Annotated in this window: 15 protein-coding genes; 2 read left to right on the top strand and 13 right to left on the bottom strand. The window is 74.0% G+C overall.

Annotated elements, in window-relative coordinates:
* Positions 1–32: 32 nt before the first annotated feature.
* The 8 genes from ABD160_RS21155 to ABD160_RS21120 all read right to left on the bottom strand — a co-directional run bounded on the left by ABD160_RS21155 (position 33) and on the right by ABD160_RS21120 (position 5,967).
* Positions 33–818, bottom strand: coding sequence for an ABC transporter permease (locus ABD160_RS21155; protein WP_344025132.1), 786 nt, complete (start codon positions 816–818; stop codon positions 33–35).
* On the bottom strand, positions 815–1,615 hold the full coding sequence (locus ABD160_RS21150) for an ABC transporter ATP-binding protein (protein WP_344025130.1): 801 nt from the start codon (positions 1,613–1,615) through the stop codon (positions 815–817). Before ABD160_RS21150 ends, ABD160_RS21155 begins: the two co-directional genes overlap by 4 nt.
* Positions 1,612–2,436, bottom strand: coding sequence for an ABC transporter permease (locus ABD160_RS21145; protein ID WP_344025128.1), 825 nt, complete (start codon positions 2,434–2,436; stop codon positions 1,612–1,614). The genes ABD160_RS21150 and ABD160_RS21145 overlap by 4 nt, the downstream gene beginning before the upstream one ends.
* 68 nt (positions 2,437–2,504) lie before the next feature.
* Positions 2,505–3,704, bottom strand: coding sequence for an aromatic ring-hydroxylating oxygenase subunit alpha (locus ABD160_RS21140; protein ID WP_344025126.1), 1,200 nt, complete (start codon positions 3,702–3,704; stop codon positions 2,505–2,507).
* A gap of 29 nt (positions 3,705–3,733) precedes the next feature.
* Positions 3,734–4,144 carry a cupin domain-containing protein gene (locus tag ABD160_RS21135; protein ID WP_344025124.1) on the bottom strand — a complete coding sequence of 137 codons (411 nt, stop codon included), beginning with the start codon at positions 4,142–4,144 and terminating at the stop codon, positions 3,734–3,736.
* Entirely contained in the window at positions 4,128–4,586 is a 459-nt protein-coding gene (locus ABD160_RS21130; RefSeq protein WP_344025122.1) for a RidA family protein, read from the bottom strand. The genes ABD160_RS21135 and ABD160_RS21130 overlap by 17 nt, the downstream gene beginning before the upstream one ends.
* The gene (locus ABD160_RS21125; protein WP_344025120.1) at positions 4,586–5,458 is read right to left on the bottom strand and encodes a fumarylacetoacetate hydrolase family protein; all 873 of its coding nucleotides are present in this window, start codon (positions 5,456–5,458) and stop codon (positions 4,586–4,588) included. The genes ABD160_RS21130 and ABD160_RS21125 overlap by 1 nt, the downstream gene beginning before the upstream one ends.
* The gene (locus ABD160_RS21120) at positions 5,455–5,967 is read right to left on the bottom strand and encodes a nuclear transport factor 2 family protein (RefSeq protein WP_344025118.1); all 513 of its coding nucleotides are present in this window, start codon (positions 5,965–5,967) and stop codon (positions 5,455–5,457) included. The genes ABD160_RS21125 and ABD160_RS21120 overlap by 4 nt, the downstream gene beginning before the upstream one ends.
* A 237-nt stretch (positions 5,968–6,204) precedes the next feature.
* Here ABD160_RS21120 and ABD160_RS21115 point away from each other — a divergent pair, with 237 nt between their 5' ends.
* Together ABD160_RS21115 and ABD160_RS21110 are read left to right on the top strand one after the other, a co-directional pair.
* Entirely contained in the window at positions 6,205–7,305 is a 1,101-nt protein-coding gene (locus ABD160_RS21115; protein WP_344025116.1) for an amidohydrolase family protein, read from the top strand.
* Positions 7,306–7,371: 66 nt separating this feature from the next.
* The gene (locus tag ABD160_RS21110; RefSeq protein WP_344025114.1) at positions 7,372–8,055 is read left to right on the top strand and encodes a GntR family transcriptional regulator; all 684 of its coding nucleotides are present in this window, start codon (positions 7,372–7,374) and stop codon (positions 8,053–8,055) included.
* A gap of 19 nt (positions 8,056–8,074) precedes the next feature.
* Here the strand turns inward: ABD160_RS21110 and ABD160_RS21105 are convergent, their stop codons facing one another.
* Genes ABD160_RS21105 through ABD160_RS21085 form a run of 5 tightly spaced genes read right to left on the bottom strand, consistent with a single transcriptional unit; the run spans position 8,075 to position 15,433 of the window.
* Positions 8,075–9,103 (bottom strand): C40 family peptidase, encoded by a 1,029-nt coding sequence (locus ABD160_RS21105; RefSeq protein ID WP_344025112.1) that lies wholly within the window; start codon positions 9,101–9,103, stop codon positions 8,075–8,077.
* On the bottom strand, positions 9,100–9,702 hold the full coding sequence (locus ABD160_RS21100; protein WP_344025110.1) for a hypothetical protein: 603 nt from the start codon (positions 9,700–9,702) through the stop codon (positions 9,100–9,102). Before ABD160_RS21100 ends, ABD160_RS21105 begins: the two co-directional genes overlap by 4 nt.
* Positions 9,686–11,605 carry a hypothetical protein gene (locus tag ABD160_RS21095; RefSeq protein ID WP_344025108.1) on the bottom strand — a complete coding sequence of 640 codons (1,920 nt, stop codon included), beginning with the start codon at positions 11,603–11,605 and terminating at the stop codon, positions 9,686–9,688. Before ABD160_RS21095 ends, ABD160_RS21100 begins: the two co-directional genes overlap by 17 nt.
* Positions 11,602–14,583, bottom strand: a complete 2,982-nt coding sequence (locus tag ABD160_RS21090) for an ATP-binding protein (protein ID WP_344025106.1) — start codon at positions 14,581–14,583, stop codon at positions 11,602–11,604. Before ABD160_RS21090 ends, ABD160_RS21095 begins: the two co-directional genes overlap by 4 nt.
* Positions 14,570–15,433 (bottom strand): hypothetical protein, encoded by an 864-nt coding sequence (locus tag ABD160_RS21085; protein WP_344025104.1) that lies wholly within the window; start codon positions 15,431–15,433, stop codon positions 14,570–14,572. Before ABD160_RS21085 ends, ABD160_RS21090 begins: the two co-directional genes overlap by 14 nt.
* Positions 15,434–15,444 lie beyond the last annotated feature (11 nt).

Below are 15,444 nucleotides of genomic sequence, written 5' to 3'. Positions count from 1 at the left end.
ACGGGTTCGGGGGAGGTGCCGTCCGGGGCGGGTCAGCGTCGGCGCACGAGCAACCGGTCGAGCGCGATGGCGAGCCAGAACAGCAGCGCGCAGAACACGAACGCGGTGAGGGCCGCGCCCCAGAGGTTGTCGACGCGCAGCTGCACCGATGCGCTCTTGATGTAGGTACCGAGGTTCTCCAGGCTCCCGCCGAAGTACTGGGCGAGCAGCGCGACCGTGAAGGAGGTCGGCGCGGCGACCCGCAGGCCGCTCATCAGGTGCGGCAGCGCGGCGGGGAGGTAGAGCGACCGGACGGTCCGGCCGGGGGAGGCGGCGATGCTGCGGAACAGCTCCACGGTCCCGGGGTCGGCCGCGGAGAAGCCGTTCAGTGCGAAGGTGAACATCAGCGGGCCGACGGCCATCGCCACCACGACCACCCGGGGCAGCATGCCGAACCCGAAGACCGCGTTGGCCAGTGGGATCAGCGCGACGACCGGGACCGCCATCAGCGCGGACGCGTAGACCGCCGACACCGCCCTGGCCGTGCGGCGGCGCACGACCAGCGCCGCGACCGCGACCCCGACGACGACGCCGGCGCCCAGCCCCAGCACCGCCTCGACCAGGCTGTTCCATCCGTTGCGCAGGTAGACGCCGGGCTTCTCGGCGACCGCGGCGAGCACCCCGGACGGCGACGGCAGGGTCAGCGGTCCGATCGAGAAGATCCGGATCGCGGCCGACCAGGCCGCGACGAACAGGACGAGCAGCAGCACCGTGCCCGGGACGGTCAGCCACCGGGTGGCCGCCCGCGGCGCGTACCGCTCCGCCGGGGCGGCGCTCACGACGCCCCCATGTGCGCCGACAGGCTCGTGCGGACGCGGGTCACCGCGTCGAAGAAGCCCGGGGTCGTCGTGGTCGCCGCGGTGCGCCGGCCCGGCAGGTCGATCTCCACGATCTCGCCGACCCGGCCGGGCCCGGCGGCCATCACGACGACCCGGGAGGACATGAACACCGCCTCCGGCACCGAGTGGGTCACGAACAGCACGGTCTTCCCGGTCCGGGCCCAGAGATCGCGGACCTCCAGGTTGAGCCGGTCCCGAATGATCTCGTCGAGCGCACCGAACGGCTCGTCCATCAGCACGATCCGCGGGTCGTAGACCAGCGCCCTGGCGATCGCCACCCGCTGGGCCATCCCGCCGGAGATCTGCTGCGGGTACTTCCCGGCCGCCGCGGCGAGCCCGACCAGCTCGAGCTGGGCCATCGCCCGTTCGCGGCGCTCGGCCCGGGGCACCCCGGTGTGTTCCAGCGGGAGCTCGACGTTGCGCAGCACGCTGCGCCAGGGCAGCAGGTTGGGGCTCTGGAACACCACTCCGATCTCCCGGCGCTCGCGGGCGAGCGCGGCCTCCCGGCCGTCGACGAGCACCACACCGTCGGTCGGTGAGGTCAGGTCGCCGGCCAGCCGGAGCAGGGTGGACTTCCCGCAGCCCGACGCACCGACGAGCGAGACGAACTCGCCCTCGGCGATCGACAGGTCCAGGCCGTCGAGCACCGGGCCGGCGGCCGGGTCGAAGGTCTTGCCGACCCGGGAGAACTCGATCGCGGTGCGGGTCCCGGTGGCGGGGTCGCGGGTGATGGTCATGATTCGGCTCCCGCCGGTAGGTGGGTGGTCCGCAGTGCGGCCCTGGCGGCGGCCCGGACCAGCCAGGAGACCAGGTACACCAGCGCCACGCCGCCGCCGGCGACGACGATCGCCGCACACCACATCGGTTCGGGGCGGTAGGAGTAGTACTGGCTGGCCGCGAGGACGACCGCCGCGATGCCGTCCTGGGTGCCGGACGGGAGCTCGGCGAGGACGGCCCCGAGGAACGCCCAGGCCGCGACGGTCCGGATCGCCGCGCTGGTGTGGGTCAGCGCGGCCGGCAGCTCCAGCACGGTGAACTGCCGCCGCCGCGGCGCGCCGAAGCTGTCCAGCAGCTCGCGCTGGGCGACCGGGACCTCGCCGATCCCGCGGGCCACCGCGACCACGGCCGGGAAGAAGCCGGCCAGCGTCGCCATGATCGTCGCGGCCACCCAGCCCGGTCCGAACAGGATCACCAGCGGCGGCGCGAGCGCCACCAGCGGGAGCGCGCGGCTCAGCACGAGCAGCGGCATGAGGCTCGGGCCGAGCACCGGCCGCTTGGCCGTGAGCACGCCCAGTGCGGTGCCGACGAGCAGCGCGCACAGGATGCCGAACACGGCCGACCGCACGGTGACCCACAGGTTGCCGAGCAGGAAGACCAGCTCGATCTCGCCCTGGGAGGTGCGCGCCCCGAAGTGCGCCAGCACCTCCCAGACGTGCGGCAGCCGGGTCCGGTCCAGGCCGGCGACCAGCTTCACGAGCTCCCAGAGCGCGACGACGACGAGCGCGACGACGACGCAGCCCGCCGCGACGGCGACGGCGTCGCGGCGGGGGCCCCGCACCGCGGGGGAGCGCTCCGTCACCGGTGCGGGCGGCGGCGCTGTGCGTGTGTCCACGGTCGTGCCGCCGGTCAGCCGGCCCGCTCGGCGAGCGAGTCCGCGTAGGCCTGGTAGCGCAGGGTCAGCCAGCGGTTCATCTGCGGCAGCGTCGACTCCTGCCAGCTGTACCGGCCGCGCTTGGCGTACCGGGACCGCTGGCCGCCCTGCATCCGGGTGTTCGTGGTGATGTCCTGGTCGTTGATCACCGCGTTGACCGCGTTCTGCATCTCGAAGGCCCAGTCGAACCCGGGGGCCTTGAGCGAGCTCTCCGGGAACAGCCAGGCCATCCGCAGGGTCATCCGGCCGGCCGACTCGGGGGTGATGAGGAAGTAGAAGACCTGGTCGGGGCTCAGTGCGAAGAACACGGTGGGCAGCACCGAGGCGAACATGATCCGGCTGCGCCGCTTCTCGTCCAGCCCGGGCAGGATCGGGAGGACGCTCTTGCCCGTCGGGTTGAAGCCCGCGTCGATCCAGCGGTAGTTCGTCGGGTGCATGATCTGGCCGTCGGCGTCGTCCCACTCGACGAACTCGGCCATCGACGCCGGGGCGACGTCGTGGTAGCCCATGTGCACGAACGAGGTGTGGTACGGCTCGAGGGCGTTCTCGTGCATGCCCTTCCAGTTCCACGGCTGGTCCGGGTACTCGAGATGGTTGATCGCCGTCAGGTTGGCGACGTCGTAGGCCTCCATCTCGGGTGCCAGCTTCGCCAGCCGCGGTGCGAGCGGGGCGGCGTCCGGGTCCATGTTCGCGAAGATCATCCCGTGCCAGATCTCGACCTTCAGCTGCGGCAGCCGGGTCTCCGCGCGCAGCTCGGCGATCGGGCAGGTCCGGGTCATCTCCGGCGCGGCGACCAGCCGGCCGTCGAGCCCGTACGCCCAGTAGTGGTACGAGCAGCGGAACTGTTTGGTGCTGCCCTTCGCGCCCGGCTCGACGACCGGGTAGGCGCGGTGCTGGCAGATCGCGGACATCACCCGGATCTCGCCCGCCCGGTCGCGCGCGACGATCAGCGGCTCGTCGCCGACGGTGATGGTGAAGTAGTCACCGCCCTCCGGGACCTGGCTGACGTGGCCGAGGCAGAGCCACTCGCGGGCGAAGATCGCCTCCTTCTCGAACTCGTAGAACTCCTCGGAGGTGTAGACGGCGGCCGGCATGGTCCGCGCGGTGGTGTAGTCGCCACCGAACTCGCGCAGGCCGTCCAGGATCGCGCGGACCTCGGGGGTGAGCAGGGTCATCGGTGCTCCATCGGTCGGGTCGGGGGGGATCAGTCGACGTTGACGACGGTCGGGGTCTCGGAGTTGCGGACGACCACGCAGACGCAGTCCTCGGTGCCCGGGTTCTCCTCGCGGTGCACCAGCCCGCCGGGGATGACGGCGATCTCGCCGGGGCCGGCGAAGAAGTCCTCGGTGCCGCCGGGGCCCTCGACGACGAACCGCATGGATCCGGAGACGATGCAGACGATCGTGGTCTGGTCCTCGTGGTGGTGCAGGCCGCCGCCCCGGCCGGCCGGCAGGACGCTGGTGCCCATCCACATCCCGGCGGCCGCCGCGGCGGTGCCGCGGGCCAGCGCGCCCGAGGCGCCGCCGGCGTCCGCCGCGTTGTCCGCCACGAGCGCCCCGGTGCCGACCACCCGGCAGCCGCTCGGGAATGCCTGTTCCTCAGCCGACGAGCTCATCGTCCGCCCCTTCGCCTCCGGTGGAGGACGTCGCGACGCCCTCGATCTCGATCAGGAACTCCGGTCGCACGAGCCGCTGCACGACCAGGAGGGTGTTCCCGGGTGGCCGGCCGCCCGGGAAGATCCCGGCGAACAGCTCCTCCCGGATCCGGTAGAACTCGTCGATGTGGCCGGGATCGACCAGGTAGGTCGTCATCTTCACCAGCTCGGCGAACGAGGAGCCGCCGGCCGCGAGCGTCTCGCCGAGCAGCCGGAAGACGGTCCGCATCTGCGTCTCGAAGTCGTCGTGGCCGACCGACCCGCCGTCCGGGTCGACCGACAGCACGCCGCTGACGTGCACCGTGTGCACACCCGGTGGGATCACCACCGCCGGCGAGTACAGGCCGACGGTCCTGCCCGCAGTCCGCACCACCCGGTTCCCGACGGCCGTCGTCCCGGTCATCACGCCACCTCCACCTGGGTCATGGCCGGCCGCGGCGCGGCCGGGGTCACGCGGATCTCGTTGCGGAGCAGCCCGATACCGTCGATCCGGGCCTCGACGACGTCGCCGCCGCGGAGGAACTCGGCCGGGGACCGGGTGAAGCCGACGCCGGCCGGGGTGCCGGTCGCGATCACGTCGCCCGGGCGGAGCGCGACGTAGCGGGAGATCACCGCGATCTGCTCGGCGACGCTGAAGATCATGTCCGTGGTGTGCGCCCGCTGCTTGCGGACGCCGTTGACGGCCAGCTCGATCGCCGCGTCCGGCGGGTAGCCCGCCTCGTCGGCGGTCACGATCCACGGGCCGACCGGGGTGGCCCCGTCGACGTTCTTTCCCAGGTGCCACTGCTCGTGCCTGCGCTGGACGTCCCGGGCGGTGACGTCGTTGACGATCGTGTAGCCGAACACGTGCCGGCCGGCGTCGGCGGCCGCGATGTCCCGGCCGCCGAGCCCGATCACCACCCCGAGCTCGACCTCCCAGTCGAACTGCGCGGACACCCGCTCGTCGAGCTCCAGCACCGCACCCGGGTCGGCCACCGCCGACGGCGTCTTGAAGAAGACGATCGGGTGCCGCGGCGCGGCCGCGACGAACACCTCGGCCGACTCGGCCTGGTGCTCGGCGTAGTTGATGCCGGTGCAGAGCAGGCCGCGGCAGTCCTCGGCGAGCGGGGACCGGAGGCGGACCGCGCCGAGCTCGAGCGTCCGGCCGTCCGGGGTGGGGAGCGCCCCGGCGACCAGGTCGGCGAGCGTCTCGCGGACCGGGCGCAGCGTCCCGGCGCGCGGGTCGACCAGGCCGGTCCCGCGTTCCGGCCCTGCGGCGAACCTCGCGATCCTCATCGGACCCGCTCCGGCAGGTCCCACATCCGGGTGGCCGCCCAGCCGTCCGGGTACGGCGTCCGGAAGTCGAGCGCGAGCCGGAGGTGGGCGAAGCGCCACTCGCCGTCCCGGCACTCGAAGTCGTCGACGTAGACACCGGCCTGCCAGAACGCCGTGTCCCCCGCGGTGCAGGTCTGCAGCAGCTTCCAGCGGCCGACCGCCCGGTCGCCGTCCACCGTCACGTCCTCGTTGGTGAGGAAGTGGGCGGTGAACCCCATCCGGGCGGCGGCGTCCTCGAACGACGCGGCGATGGCCGCGCGGCCGACGATCCGTCCGGCCCCGCCCGGAGCGGCCGGGACGCCCTCCGGCACCCGGTCCGGCAACGCCTCCCAGACCGCGTCCTCCCAGAAGAGGTCCGCCACCGCGCCGCGCCGCCGGTCGTCGAGCCCCTGCATGTAGGCCGCCTTGAGCCTGCGGACGGCGTCCCGGGCCTCGATCCGACCGACCCGCACCGCCAGGTCCGCGGTCATCGGAGGCCCTCTCGTTCTCGCAACATATATGAAAGTTGCGCTTCAGCCCGGCGTCGCGTCCAGCCCCTGACCCAACCCGAAACACTTGTTCACGATCGCGAAACACCATGTCCGTGCAGGTTGGAGCGCCGTGATCACTCATCGTGACGCTTGCTCCGAGCGGTCCAGCAACATATATGATCTGGCCGCCATGTCCTCGATGGAAGGTCCGTGACGGCCGTGCCCACTGCGACTCCGGTGACCCCGACACCCGCGACGACCACCCCGGCTGGGCGCACGGTCGTCCTGCACGACGTGCTCGACCCGTTGAGCGGCGGGCGGGAGGACATCCGGCTGGAGGTGCCCGGCCCGGCCGGTCCCCCGACCGGCGTCGACGGGGCCGGCCTGCAGGTGCTGCCCGGGCTCTACGACGCCGACAGCCACCTGCCGGTGCTCGATCTCGGCCTGCGCGAGTCCGACCGGTGGCGGGCATTGGCCGGTGGCGCGACCGCCGTCAACACGGCGCTGCCCTGGCACCTGGTCCGCACCCGGCCCCTGGAGGCCGTGACGAGCTTCCTGGCCGGGACCGCGTTCCCGCGGGTACTGCCGATCCTCTCGGTCTCCGACAGCCCGTCCAGCGAGGGCTTCGCCGGCTGGCTGCGGGAGCACGGCGCGCAGGTCCGCGAGACCTGGATGCCGACGATCAAGCTCTACTCGAACGACCCGTTCTTCCGGGCCAATCTCGAAGCGGTGTGGGCGGCGGGCTGCCGGGCCGCCGTGTACTTCTACGACCGGGAGAGCTTCGAGCGGGTCGCCACCGAGCACGCCGGCCCGGTGCACTTCCGGCACGTCACGTCGCGGTCGATGGCAGATCTGGTCGCGGCCCGGCCGGACTCGACCTGCCAGACCTCGCCGCACTTCCTCGTCGAGCTCCCGCCCGGACGGGCCGGGGAGCTGCACGTGCTCCCGCCGGTGCCCGGCGGCGCGGACCGCGACGGGCTCCGCGGGATCGTCGCCGAGCAGGTCGATCTGATCGCCAGCGACCACAACGCGCCGGTGCACGGCAACGACGGCCCCGGCCTGGACAGCGAGCAATTCCTGCTCCCCGCGCTGCTGCACCTGGTCGCCGGCGGCGTGCTGGACCTGCCCACCGCGCTCGCGAAGGTGACGACGGCGGCCGCCGCGGTGTTCCGTCCGGCCGCCGGGCTGCCGGCCGCGCGGATCGTCGTCGACCCGGCCGGGACCGGGCCGGCCGGGCTCTGGCCCGGCCAGGAGAGCAGGCGCGCCGCGTTCCTCGGTGTGCCCCTCGCCGGGACCGTGCTCGCCGTCGAGGCCGCCGGTACGGCACGATTCCTCTGACCCGACGACACATCGGGTGGTCCCCGCCGTACCGCCCGCGCCGACCGACGACGAGAGAGGCGTGACGTGAAGCCCACCGGGTCGAGACCGGGCCTAGGCCCGAGCGCCGTCCGCACCGCCCATCGCGACGTCACCGAGCGGCTGCGCGACGCCATCGTCTCCGGTGTGCTCCCGGCAGGCAGCCGGCTGGTCCAGGCCGAGCTGGCGGCGACCCTGGAGGTGAGCGTCACGCCGGTGCGCGAGGCGCTGCGTGAGCTGGAGAGCCAGGGCCTGGTCGACTTCGACCCGTTCCGCGGCGCGACGGTGCACCAGGTCAGCCTCGCCGAGCTCGACGAGGTCTACGAGATCCGGCGGACGCTCATCCCGATCGCGGCCCGCGAGCGGGTCCGCACGATCACCGACGAGGAGATCGAGGAGGCCGAGGCCATCGCCTCCGCGATGTCGCTGCGCAGCGACTCCACCCGGTGGGTGGAGGACAACCGCCGGCTGCACCGGCTGCTCGACGGCACCTCGGGGCAGGTGCACCTGCGCGCCATCATGCGCCGGCTCGCCGACATCTCCTCGCTGTACGTGGGGCTGTCGGTGACCACCGACCCGACCCGCCGCCGCCGGGCCCGGGAGGACCACAAGGAGCTCATCCGGGCCTACCGCAAGCGGGACGCGGCGCTGGTCACCGCGATCACCCTGCGGCACATCAGCGACACCGAGACGGTCGCGCGGGAGGCGCTGCTGCGCAGCGGCACGCACTGACCGGCCGGGCCCGCGCCGGTCAGGCCGGGTTGGGCGTCGTCCCCGGCCGGGTCGCCAGCGGGACGAGGTCCTCGAAGTCCCACGGGACCGGCTGCACCCGGACCGGGTGGTCCCGGTTCGGGGCCTCCACCATCATGTCGTCGCCGAGGTACATCGTGACGTGGTAGATCGTCGACGGGTCCGAGGTGTCGTGCGCGTAGAACAGGAAGTCGCCCGGCTGCATCTCGCGGACCGGCAGGTGCCCGCCGGAGCGGTACTGGTCGCGCGACACCCGCGGGATCGTCATCCCGGCCGCCTCGTAGGCCCGCATCAGCAGTCCCGAGCAGTCGTAGGCGTCCGGCCCGGTCGCGCCCCACACGTACGGCTTGCCGACCTCGCCGAGCGCGAACCCGATGGCCGCACCGGCCGCACCGGGCGGCAGCGCACCGGTCGGCCCGGGCTCGCAGCCGGCCGGGTTGGCGACGTCGCCGATCTCGGAGACGATCGACGCGGCCAGTCCCTCCCACTTGGCGTAGGCGTCCGGGAATCCCGAGCGCTGCACGGTCTGGGCGGCCACCGTGACCGGCATCCGCTCCCAGCCCGGCACCTCCACCAGCCGCTCGTAGAAGATCCGGCTGCTGTACGCCGGGTCGGTGACCTGGGCCGGGGTGCCCCAGCCCATCGACGGGCGCTGCTGGAACAGCCCGAGCGAGTCCCGGTCCCCGTAGTCGATGTTGCGCAGGGTGGACTCCTGCATCGCGGTGGCCAGCGCGACCAGCCACGCCCGGGGCGGCAGCTCCATCTCCTTGGCGACCGCGATGATCGCGGTCGCGTTGGCCCGCTGCTCGTCGGTGAGCGTCTCGATGGTCGCGCCGCCGCCCCCGCGGCCGACGGTGGCCGTGGAGATGCCGGTGTCGCACCACTCGGCGCCCGCGGACTGGCGGCCGGTCACGTTCGGGCTGAACGCCAGGAAGCCGACGGTCAGGAACAGCAGCAGGGCCAGCGCGATCGCGACGAACGGCAGCAGCAGCCGCAGCGGGCGCAGCGCCCGGGTGAGCGGGGTGCTCACACCCGGTCGTAGCGGGACACCTTCCAGCCCGCGTCGGTGTCCACGACCAGGATCGTCAGGCGCAGCGTGTCGGTCGGTACCTCCACCTCGACGCTGCGCGGCGCGGCCCGCACCGGCGTCGCCTGCCCGGTGACCCGGGACGCCGGGATGTTCGCCGGGTCCACGCCGGCGAGCACGCCGAGGAACTCGTCGGTGGTGTAGGGGCGCAGGCCGGCCAGCCACTGCTCGGCCGTCGTGCCGTCCGGGTGGTTGACCCACGCCGACGCCCACACCCGCGCGACCTCCAGGGCCTGCGGCGACGCCTGCTCCGGCGGGATCGCCTCGGGGGTGAGCTCGGCGACCGGCGGGAGCATGGTCGGGGTCGGGGTCGCCGAGACGCCGGAGCGGCCGTCGTCCCAGCCCTGCTGCCCGCCGCCGGCGATCAGCCCGCCGCCGGAGGTGCCGCCGCCGAACTGGCCGCCGAGCGTCACCAGCCCGAACACCAGTGCGCCGAGCACGACGACGGTGACGGCCAGCCGCAGCGGGGAGCGCAGCGGCCACTGCCACACCGAACGGTAGGCGGCCGCCCGGCCGCGCGAGGACCTAACGGGCACGGTCACCCCGCCCGTCGTCGGCGGTCCGGGCGGCCCGCGGCCGGTAGATCTTGTAGACGGGCACGCCGTCGACCAGCTCCGGGGTCACCGGCGTCGGGTCGCCGGGCCGGCGCGGCAGCGGGTCCGCGCGCCGGTAGATGGACCGGTCGTCGATCTCGCCGGGATCGGTGCGGCCGGGCACGCCGGAGCCGGTGTCCGGCCGTCCGGACGCCCCGACCGGCAGCCCGGCCCGCCGCGGCTCGGCGAGCCGGGCGTTCTGCGGGGTCTCGCCGGACGTCCGGCGCCGCAGGGTCCGGGCGCCGGGTCCGGCCACGGTGTCGGCCTCGGGCCGGACGGCGTCCGGGTCGCCGGAGCCGCCGCCGGGCCCGCGCTCGGACCACCAGCGGCTCTGCCGTTCCTCGCCGGGCAGCGGGCCGCGCATCCGGTTCCACACCTTCGACATCGGCCCGTCGGCGACGCCCGGCACGATCCCGCCGAACTGTTCCCTGGTCAGCGACACCATCGACACCAGCCGCCGGAACGGCCGCGCGACCGCCCACAGCACGAGCGTGACGACCCCGGTGACCAGCAGCGCGAGCCACAGGTCGACGCCGGAGCCGGGCGCGAACAGCGACACCACCAGCAACGCGTGCAGCCCGGCCAGCGCCCCCACGACGAGCGTGTTCACCACGGCCGCCCCGGTGATCCGCAGGATCGCCGGGATGACGTCCGGTTTCAGCAGCGCGACGACGGCGACCGCGGGCGCGCACACCACCAGCAGCCGGATGATCAGCAGTGCCACCAGCACCAGCACCTTTGCCAGCAGCTGGAACAGCGCGATGCAGGCGGCCTGGATCAGCGCGAGCGTCCCGGCGCCGATCCGGCTCCCGGACGTCCCGGTGAAGTAGCTGTACCGGTCGCCCATCCGGTCGGCGATCGCGGCGTAGTCGGCCTTCTTCTGCTCGGCCGTCTCGGTGGTGTCCAGGCCCTGGTCGATCTCGTCGATGGTGAACGCCTGCGCCCGCAGCAGGTCCCGGCCCAGCTCCTGGGCCTGCGGGACGTCCGGTGCGCCGAACGTCCCGCGCAGCCAGTTCTGGTAGGCGACCTGGTCGACCAGCACGGTCGGCAACGTGTCCCGGGTGCCGAGCCCGATCTGGCCGAGGAAGCCCTCCTGCATCTGGGTGACCCCGTCGAGCAGCAGATCGTCGGCGGCCCGTGACCAGTCCACCGGCGCCAGGTACGCCGCCGACCCGATCATCAGGGCGAGCACCGCGATGCCGGTGCGCTGGGCCTGCTTCGCGAGGTCGCCGCGCATCGCCAGCAGCAGGACGATGATCGCGAACCCGAGCAGCGCGAGGCCGACCCAGGTGGTGAACACCGTCTCGTACATCGCGCGGGTGGCGGTGGTGATGACGTTGTCGATCGGCTCGAACAGGGCGCCGCCGTCGGCGATCAGGTAGTGCGCCCAGTTGACCCCGCCGACGGTGAGCTTGGCCAGGTTGAACGCCTGGTTGCCGAGCCAGGTGTCGGTGGTGACCGACGGGTTCAGCACCCCGGACGCGGCGCAGCCGAGGTCGTAGTTGTGCCAGACCAGGCCGGCGTAGCCGACCTCCTCGTAGACCGACCCGGCCTCGCCGTGCAGCGCGCTCGGCCGGTCCAGCGAGCCGACCAGGCCGGTGCCGGGGCGGTCCGGCTCGGGCGGGGTCTTGCAGTCCAGGGCCTGCGCCATCGCCGGCGTGCCGACCAGCAGCGTGCCGCCGACCAGCGCGGCGACCACGAGCGCGGCCCGGCGGCGCGGGCGCGCCGGTCCGGCGGGCAGCGGGCGCCGGGCGCGCCGGGCCCGCACGACCGAGACCACGACGGCCGCCAGCAGCACCCCCAGCACCACCCAGAGACCGGCGCCCCCGGACGGATCGGACCCGCCCGTCACCGCCCGTCACCGTCGGGGCCGGGCCGGGGATCGTGCCCGTTGCGGGGCTCGTCGACCACCCACTCGTCGTCCAGCTCGTCGAGCAGGTCGAGCTGCTCGTCGTCGAACAGCTCGGCGGAGTCCAGCACCTCGGCCGAGACCACCTGCACCGCACCCGCCCGGACGCCGCCGGCCAGCACCGGATCGGCGTCGCCGACCGGGCCGATCCGGGTGTCGGCGACACGCAGGTCGGCGTCCCTGAGATCGATGTCGTCGCCGTCCAGGTCCGGGACGACGGCGGACGCCGGCGCCTGCCGCGGCGCGGGCGGCAGCGGGGTCGGCTCGTCCGGCGCGGTCAGCCCGGGATCGGGCGTGCGCGGCTGGACGCGGGCGGCGTCCGGGTTGGTGTCCAGCGCCTCCCGGATGTGCTCCAGGTGCGGCGCCTCCAGGTCGATCCGGATCTTCTCGACGCCGCCGTGCCCGTCGGCGAACACGAACTGGCGCGGGGTGTCGTCCGGCCGGTCGTCGTGCCGGGGGCGCGGGGACAGCGTCCCGAGCATCTCCTCGTAGCCGACGTCGGTGGGCACCCGCAGCAGCCGCAGCGCCTCGGACTGCGCCTCCTCGTCGTCGGTGCGGCCGACGAACACCGCGTTCACCAGCGACGCGAACCCGGACACCCGCAGCAGGTCGCCCGCCAGCTGGGAGGCGAACAGCGCGCGGACGTTGAACTTGCGGGAGTCGCGGGCCAGCCGGTCGATCAGCACCTTGCCGGTGGGCACCTGGGACAGGAAGTGCGTCTCGTCCAGCGCGACGCCCTTGCGCAGGTTCCGGTCGGCGTCGTAGATCGTGCGCTGGGTCAGCCAGGACGCCAGGTTCAGCAGCTCGACGCCGAGCGACTCGTTGTCGGTCCACTCCTCGCGCGGGCTGCCGGGCCGGGGCAGCGACAGTCCCTGCATGGTCAGCACGGTGAGCCGGTAGTCGCGGTCGGCGTGCCACGGATCGGCCCGGGTCTCGTCCGGGAACAGCAGCGCGGCCTGCGGGAGCTCGCGGCGCTCGTCCAGGAAGTCGGCGACGACGCCCGCGTGGTCCTCGCCGTCGGCGGCGTGCCGGCGCAGGGTGTCGATCACCATGCCGGGATGCCGGTCCGGTGCGCCGCCGACCTCGCGGACCGCGCGCAGCAGCACGATCCGGGTGTGCGGCTGCCGGGACACCTCGTAGGGCAGCAGGCCGGAGAGCACGTCGAGCACCAGCCGACGCCGGGTGGCCGCGGCCAGCGAGCGCTCCCGTTTCCAGGCGCGCTCGGGGTCCTCGTCGTCGGCGAAGTGGTCCGGCCGCGGCTCGGCGACCACCCGGTACGGGTTGAGGATGCCGGGATCGGCGCGCAGCAGGTTGATGTGCCGGGAGAACGGTGCGAGCTCGGGCAGCCGGGTCAGCTCGGCGAGCGGGCCGGACGGGTCCAGCACCGTCCAGCGGGCGCCGGCGCGCAGCGTCTTGTAGACGACCAGGCCGGTGAGGAAGGACTTGCCGGACCCGAGCCCGCCGACGATCGCGGTCAGCCCGGACGCCCGCCGGACCTCCTGCGCGAGCCACGGGTCCCAGGCGACCGGGCGGCGGGTCGCGGTGCAGGTCTCGCCGAGCATGATGCCGCGCCGGTCGCCGACGCTCGCGGTCGCCGCGGGAACCCCGGCCGCCGCCCAGGTGACGCTGCCCCGGCGCCGGTAGGCCGTGGAGGCGAGCGGCTCGCCGGGGATGAACTCGCGGGCGTAGCGGTACTGCGCCTCGGGGTGCTCGATCTGCACCTTCGGCCGGTACAGGTCGACGACCTGCTGGGCGCGGGTGGTCGCCTCCGCCTCGTCGCGACCGGAGACGGCGATCCGCCACCAGCCGTAGAGCCGGGTGTTGAGCTGGGTGAGCCCGGTGGTGAGCTCGTCCTCGACCTCGAGCACCCGGTCGGCCTGGCGGGCCAGCGACATCGGCGGATCGAGATCGTGGTCGTGCGTGTAGTGCCGGATCTGGCTGCGGACCTTGCCCATCTGGCGCTGCAGCTCGCCGGTGACGTCCTCGGGGCGGCGGATGTACATCCGGGCCGACCACTCCACCGGGAACGGCAGCCGGTCCGAGTGCTGCATCCACGGGTCGTCGATCTCCGGGATGCGCAGGCCCTCCATCAGGCCCAGGGAGAGCACCGCGACGTTGCGGGAGACGGTCTGCGAGCGCATCCGCCCGACCACCTGCACGGTCGGCGCGTACGGCTCCTGGTGCAGGTCGACGCCCTCGGTGAAGGCGGCCAGGTCCTCGGCCTCCCAGGTGCTGACCCCGCGCGGGACCGACGACAGCCCGCGCGGCGCGGGCAGCCCGAGCGCGACCGAGCGGTGCATCAGCCACGCCATGTCCTCGGCGCTGGCCGGGACGGCGTCCAGCCCGGACCCGGCGACCAGCACGTCGAGGTGGTTCACCTCGGACTCCAGCGCGGCCAGCTCGGCGCGGACCGCGGACGGCGCGATCCGGTCCAGCACGGGCGCGGCGCGCTCCACCCAGCGATCGAGCAGCCCGCGGCCGGACACCTCGATGCCGAGGAAGACCTCCTTGTCGGCCATCGACAGCCCCATCAGGTGCCGCTGCTCGCCCTCCAGGAAGCCGTCCCAGCCGAGCGCACCGGGGACGTCGGGCATCCGGCCCAGCGCGTTCTGGTCGAACGACTCGGCCCACATGTGCACCGGATAGGGCCGGGTGGTCACCCGCAGGTGCAGCCAGCGGCCCTGCAGCTCGCCCAGCTGGGCGGCGATCTGCCGGATCAGCACCTCGCGCTGGCCGTCGCTGCGGAAGCTCCAGGCCTGCGCGGCGAGCCGGTACCAGGCCATCACCTGGGTGCCGGTGCGGGTGAGGTGGCCGTCGATCGAGCGCAGCGCTATTGACGGCGTGTAGGACGAACCGCCCTCGCCGGCCCGGGCACGGCCACGCCTGCGCGCCCGGCGGGAGGTCCGCTCAGGTGCGGCCACGGTGGCCACCCCTGCGCCAGGGCTCGGGCTGACGGGTGCGGGCCGGGGCGGCCGCGCCGCGACCGCGCCTGCCGATCCGGCCGCGCGCCTTGCGGAAGCGGCCCCGCTGCGGCGCGCTCACCGGGTCCGGGAGCGGCGGGACGACGCGCTGCGGTTCGGCGGGACCGGTCTCCCCGGTGCCGGGTACGACGGCCGGGTCCCCGATGGCACCGTCGACGACCGTGGGACCGGCCGGAGCCGGGTCCGGCACAACCGGGTCGTGCACAGCCGGGTCGTGCACAGCCGGGCGCTGCACTGCCGGGTCGTGCACAGCCGGGTCGTGCACTGCGGGGTCCTGCGCAGCCGGGCGCTGCGCTGCCGGGGACCGCCCGGATCCGGCGCGCGGGGCCGGGACCGTGGCCCCGGCGAGCGACGGCCGGGCGGCCCGGCCGGACAGCGTCCCCGGCCGCTTCCCCTGCCACCCGGTGGCTCCGGCGCGCAGCGCGGGCTGGTTGCGCGAGGTCTGGATCCGGACGTGCCGGGCCCGCACCGAGCCGCCGTTCGCCCGCGGGTCCGCCCGCGGGCCGGTCACCTCGGCCCAGAAGTGGGCGAGCACCTGGCCGAGCGGGCGCTCGTAGTCGATCTTGTGGCCGAGGAACCGGGTGATCGCGACGGTGCCGACCAGCGCCCACGCGACCGAGAAGAAGTCCAGGCCGATCCCGAGCCGCCGCTGGATCATCATGATCAGCATCATCACGAGCAGCCCGACGCCGTAGCTGACGTAGCGGGCCCGCCAGGGGAAGGTGGCCCGGGGCGGGCCGAGCCAGACCGCATCGACGCGGTAGACCTCGTCGTCGGTACGAACGAGCACGGATCAGCCCC

This window comes from Pseudonocardia kongjuensis (assembly GCF_039526905.1).
Classification (GTDB): Bacteria; Actinomycetota; Actinomycetes; order Mycobacteriales; family Pseudonocardiaceae; genus Pseudonocardia; species Pseudonocardia kongjuensis.
Note: the sequence above shows the minus strand (reverse complement) of the source record. Positions and strands in the feature narration are given on the sequence as shown.

Coding starts and splice junctions, on each gene's coding strand:
- ABD160_RS21150 (WP_344025130.1), bottom strand. CDS start 1,615: ATGACCATCACCCGCGACCCCGCCACCGGGACCCGCACCGCGATCGAG.
- ABD160_RS21140 (WP_344025126.1), bottom strand. CDS start 3,704: ATGACCCTGCTCACCCCCGAGGTCCGCGCGATCCTGGACGGCCTGCGC.
- ABD160_RS21135 (WP_344025124.1), bottom strand. CDS start 4,144: ATGAGCTCGTCGGCTGAGGAACAGGCATTCCCGAGCGGCTGCCGGGTG.
- ABD160_RS21130 (WP_344025122.1), bottom strand. CDS start 4,586: ATGACCGGGACGACGGCCGTCGGGAACCGGGTGGTGCGGACTGCGGGC.
- ABD160_RS21125 (WP_344025120.1), bottom strand. CDS start 5,458: ATGAGGATCGCGAGGTTCGCCGCAGGGCCGGAACGCGGGACCGGCCTG.
- ABD160_RS21120 (WP_344025118.1), bottom strand. CDS start 5,967: ATGACCGCGGACCTGGCGGTGCGGGTCGGTCGGATCGAGGCCCGGGAC.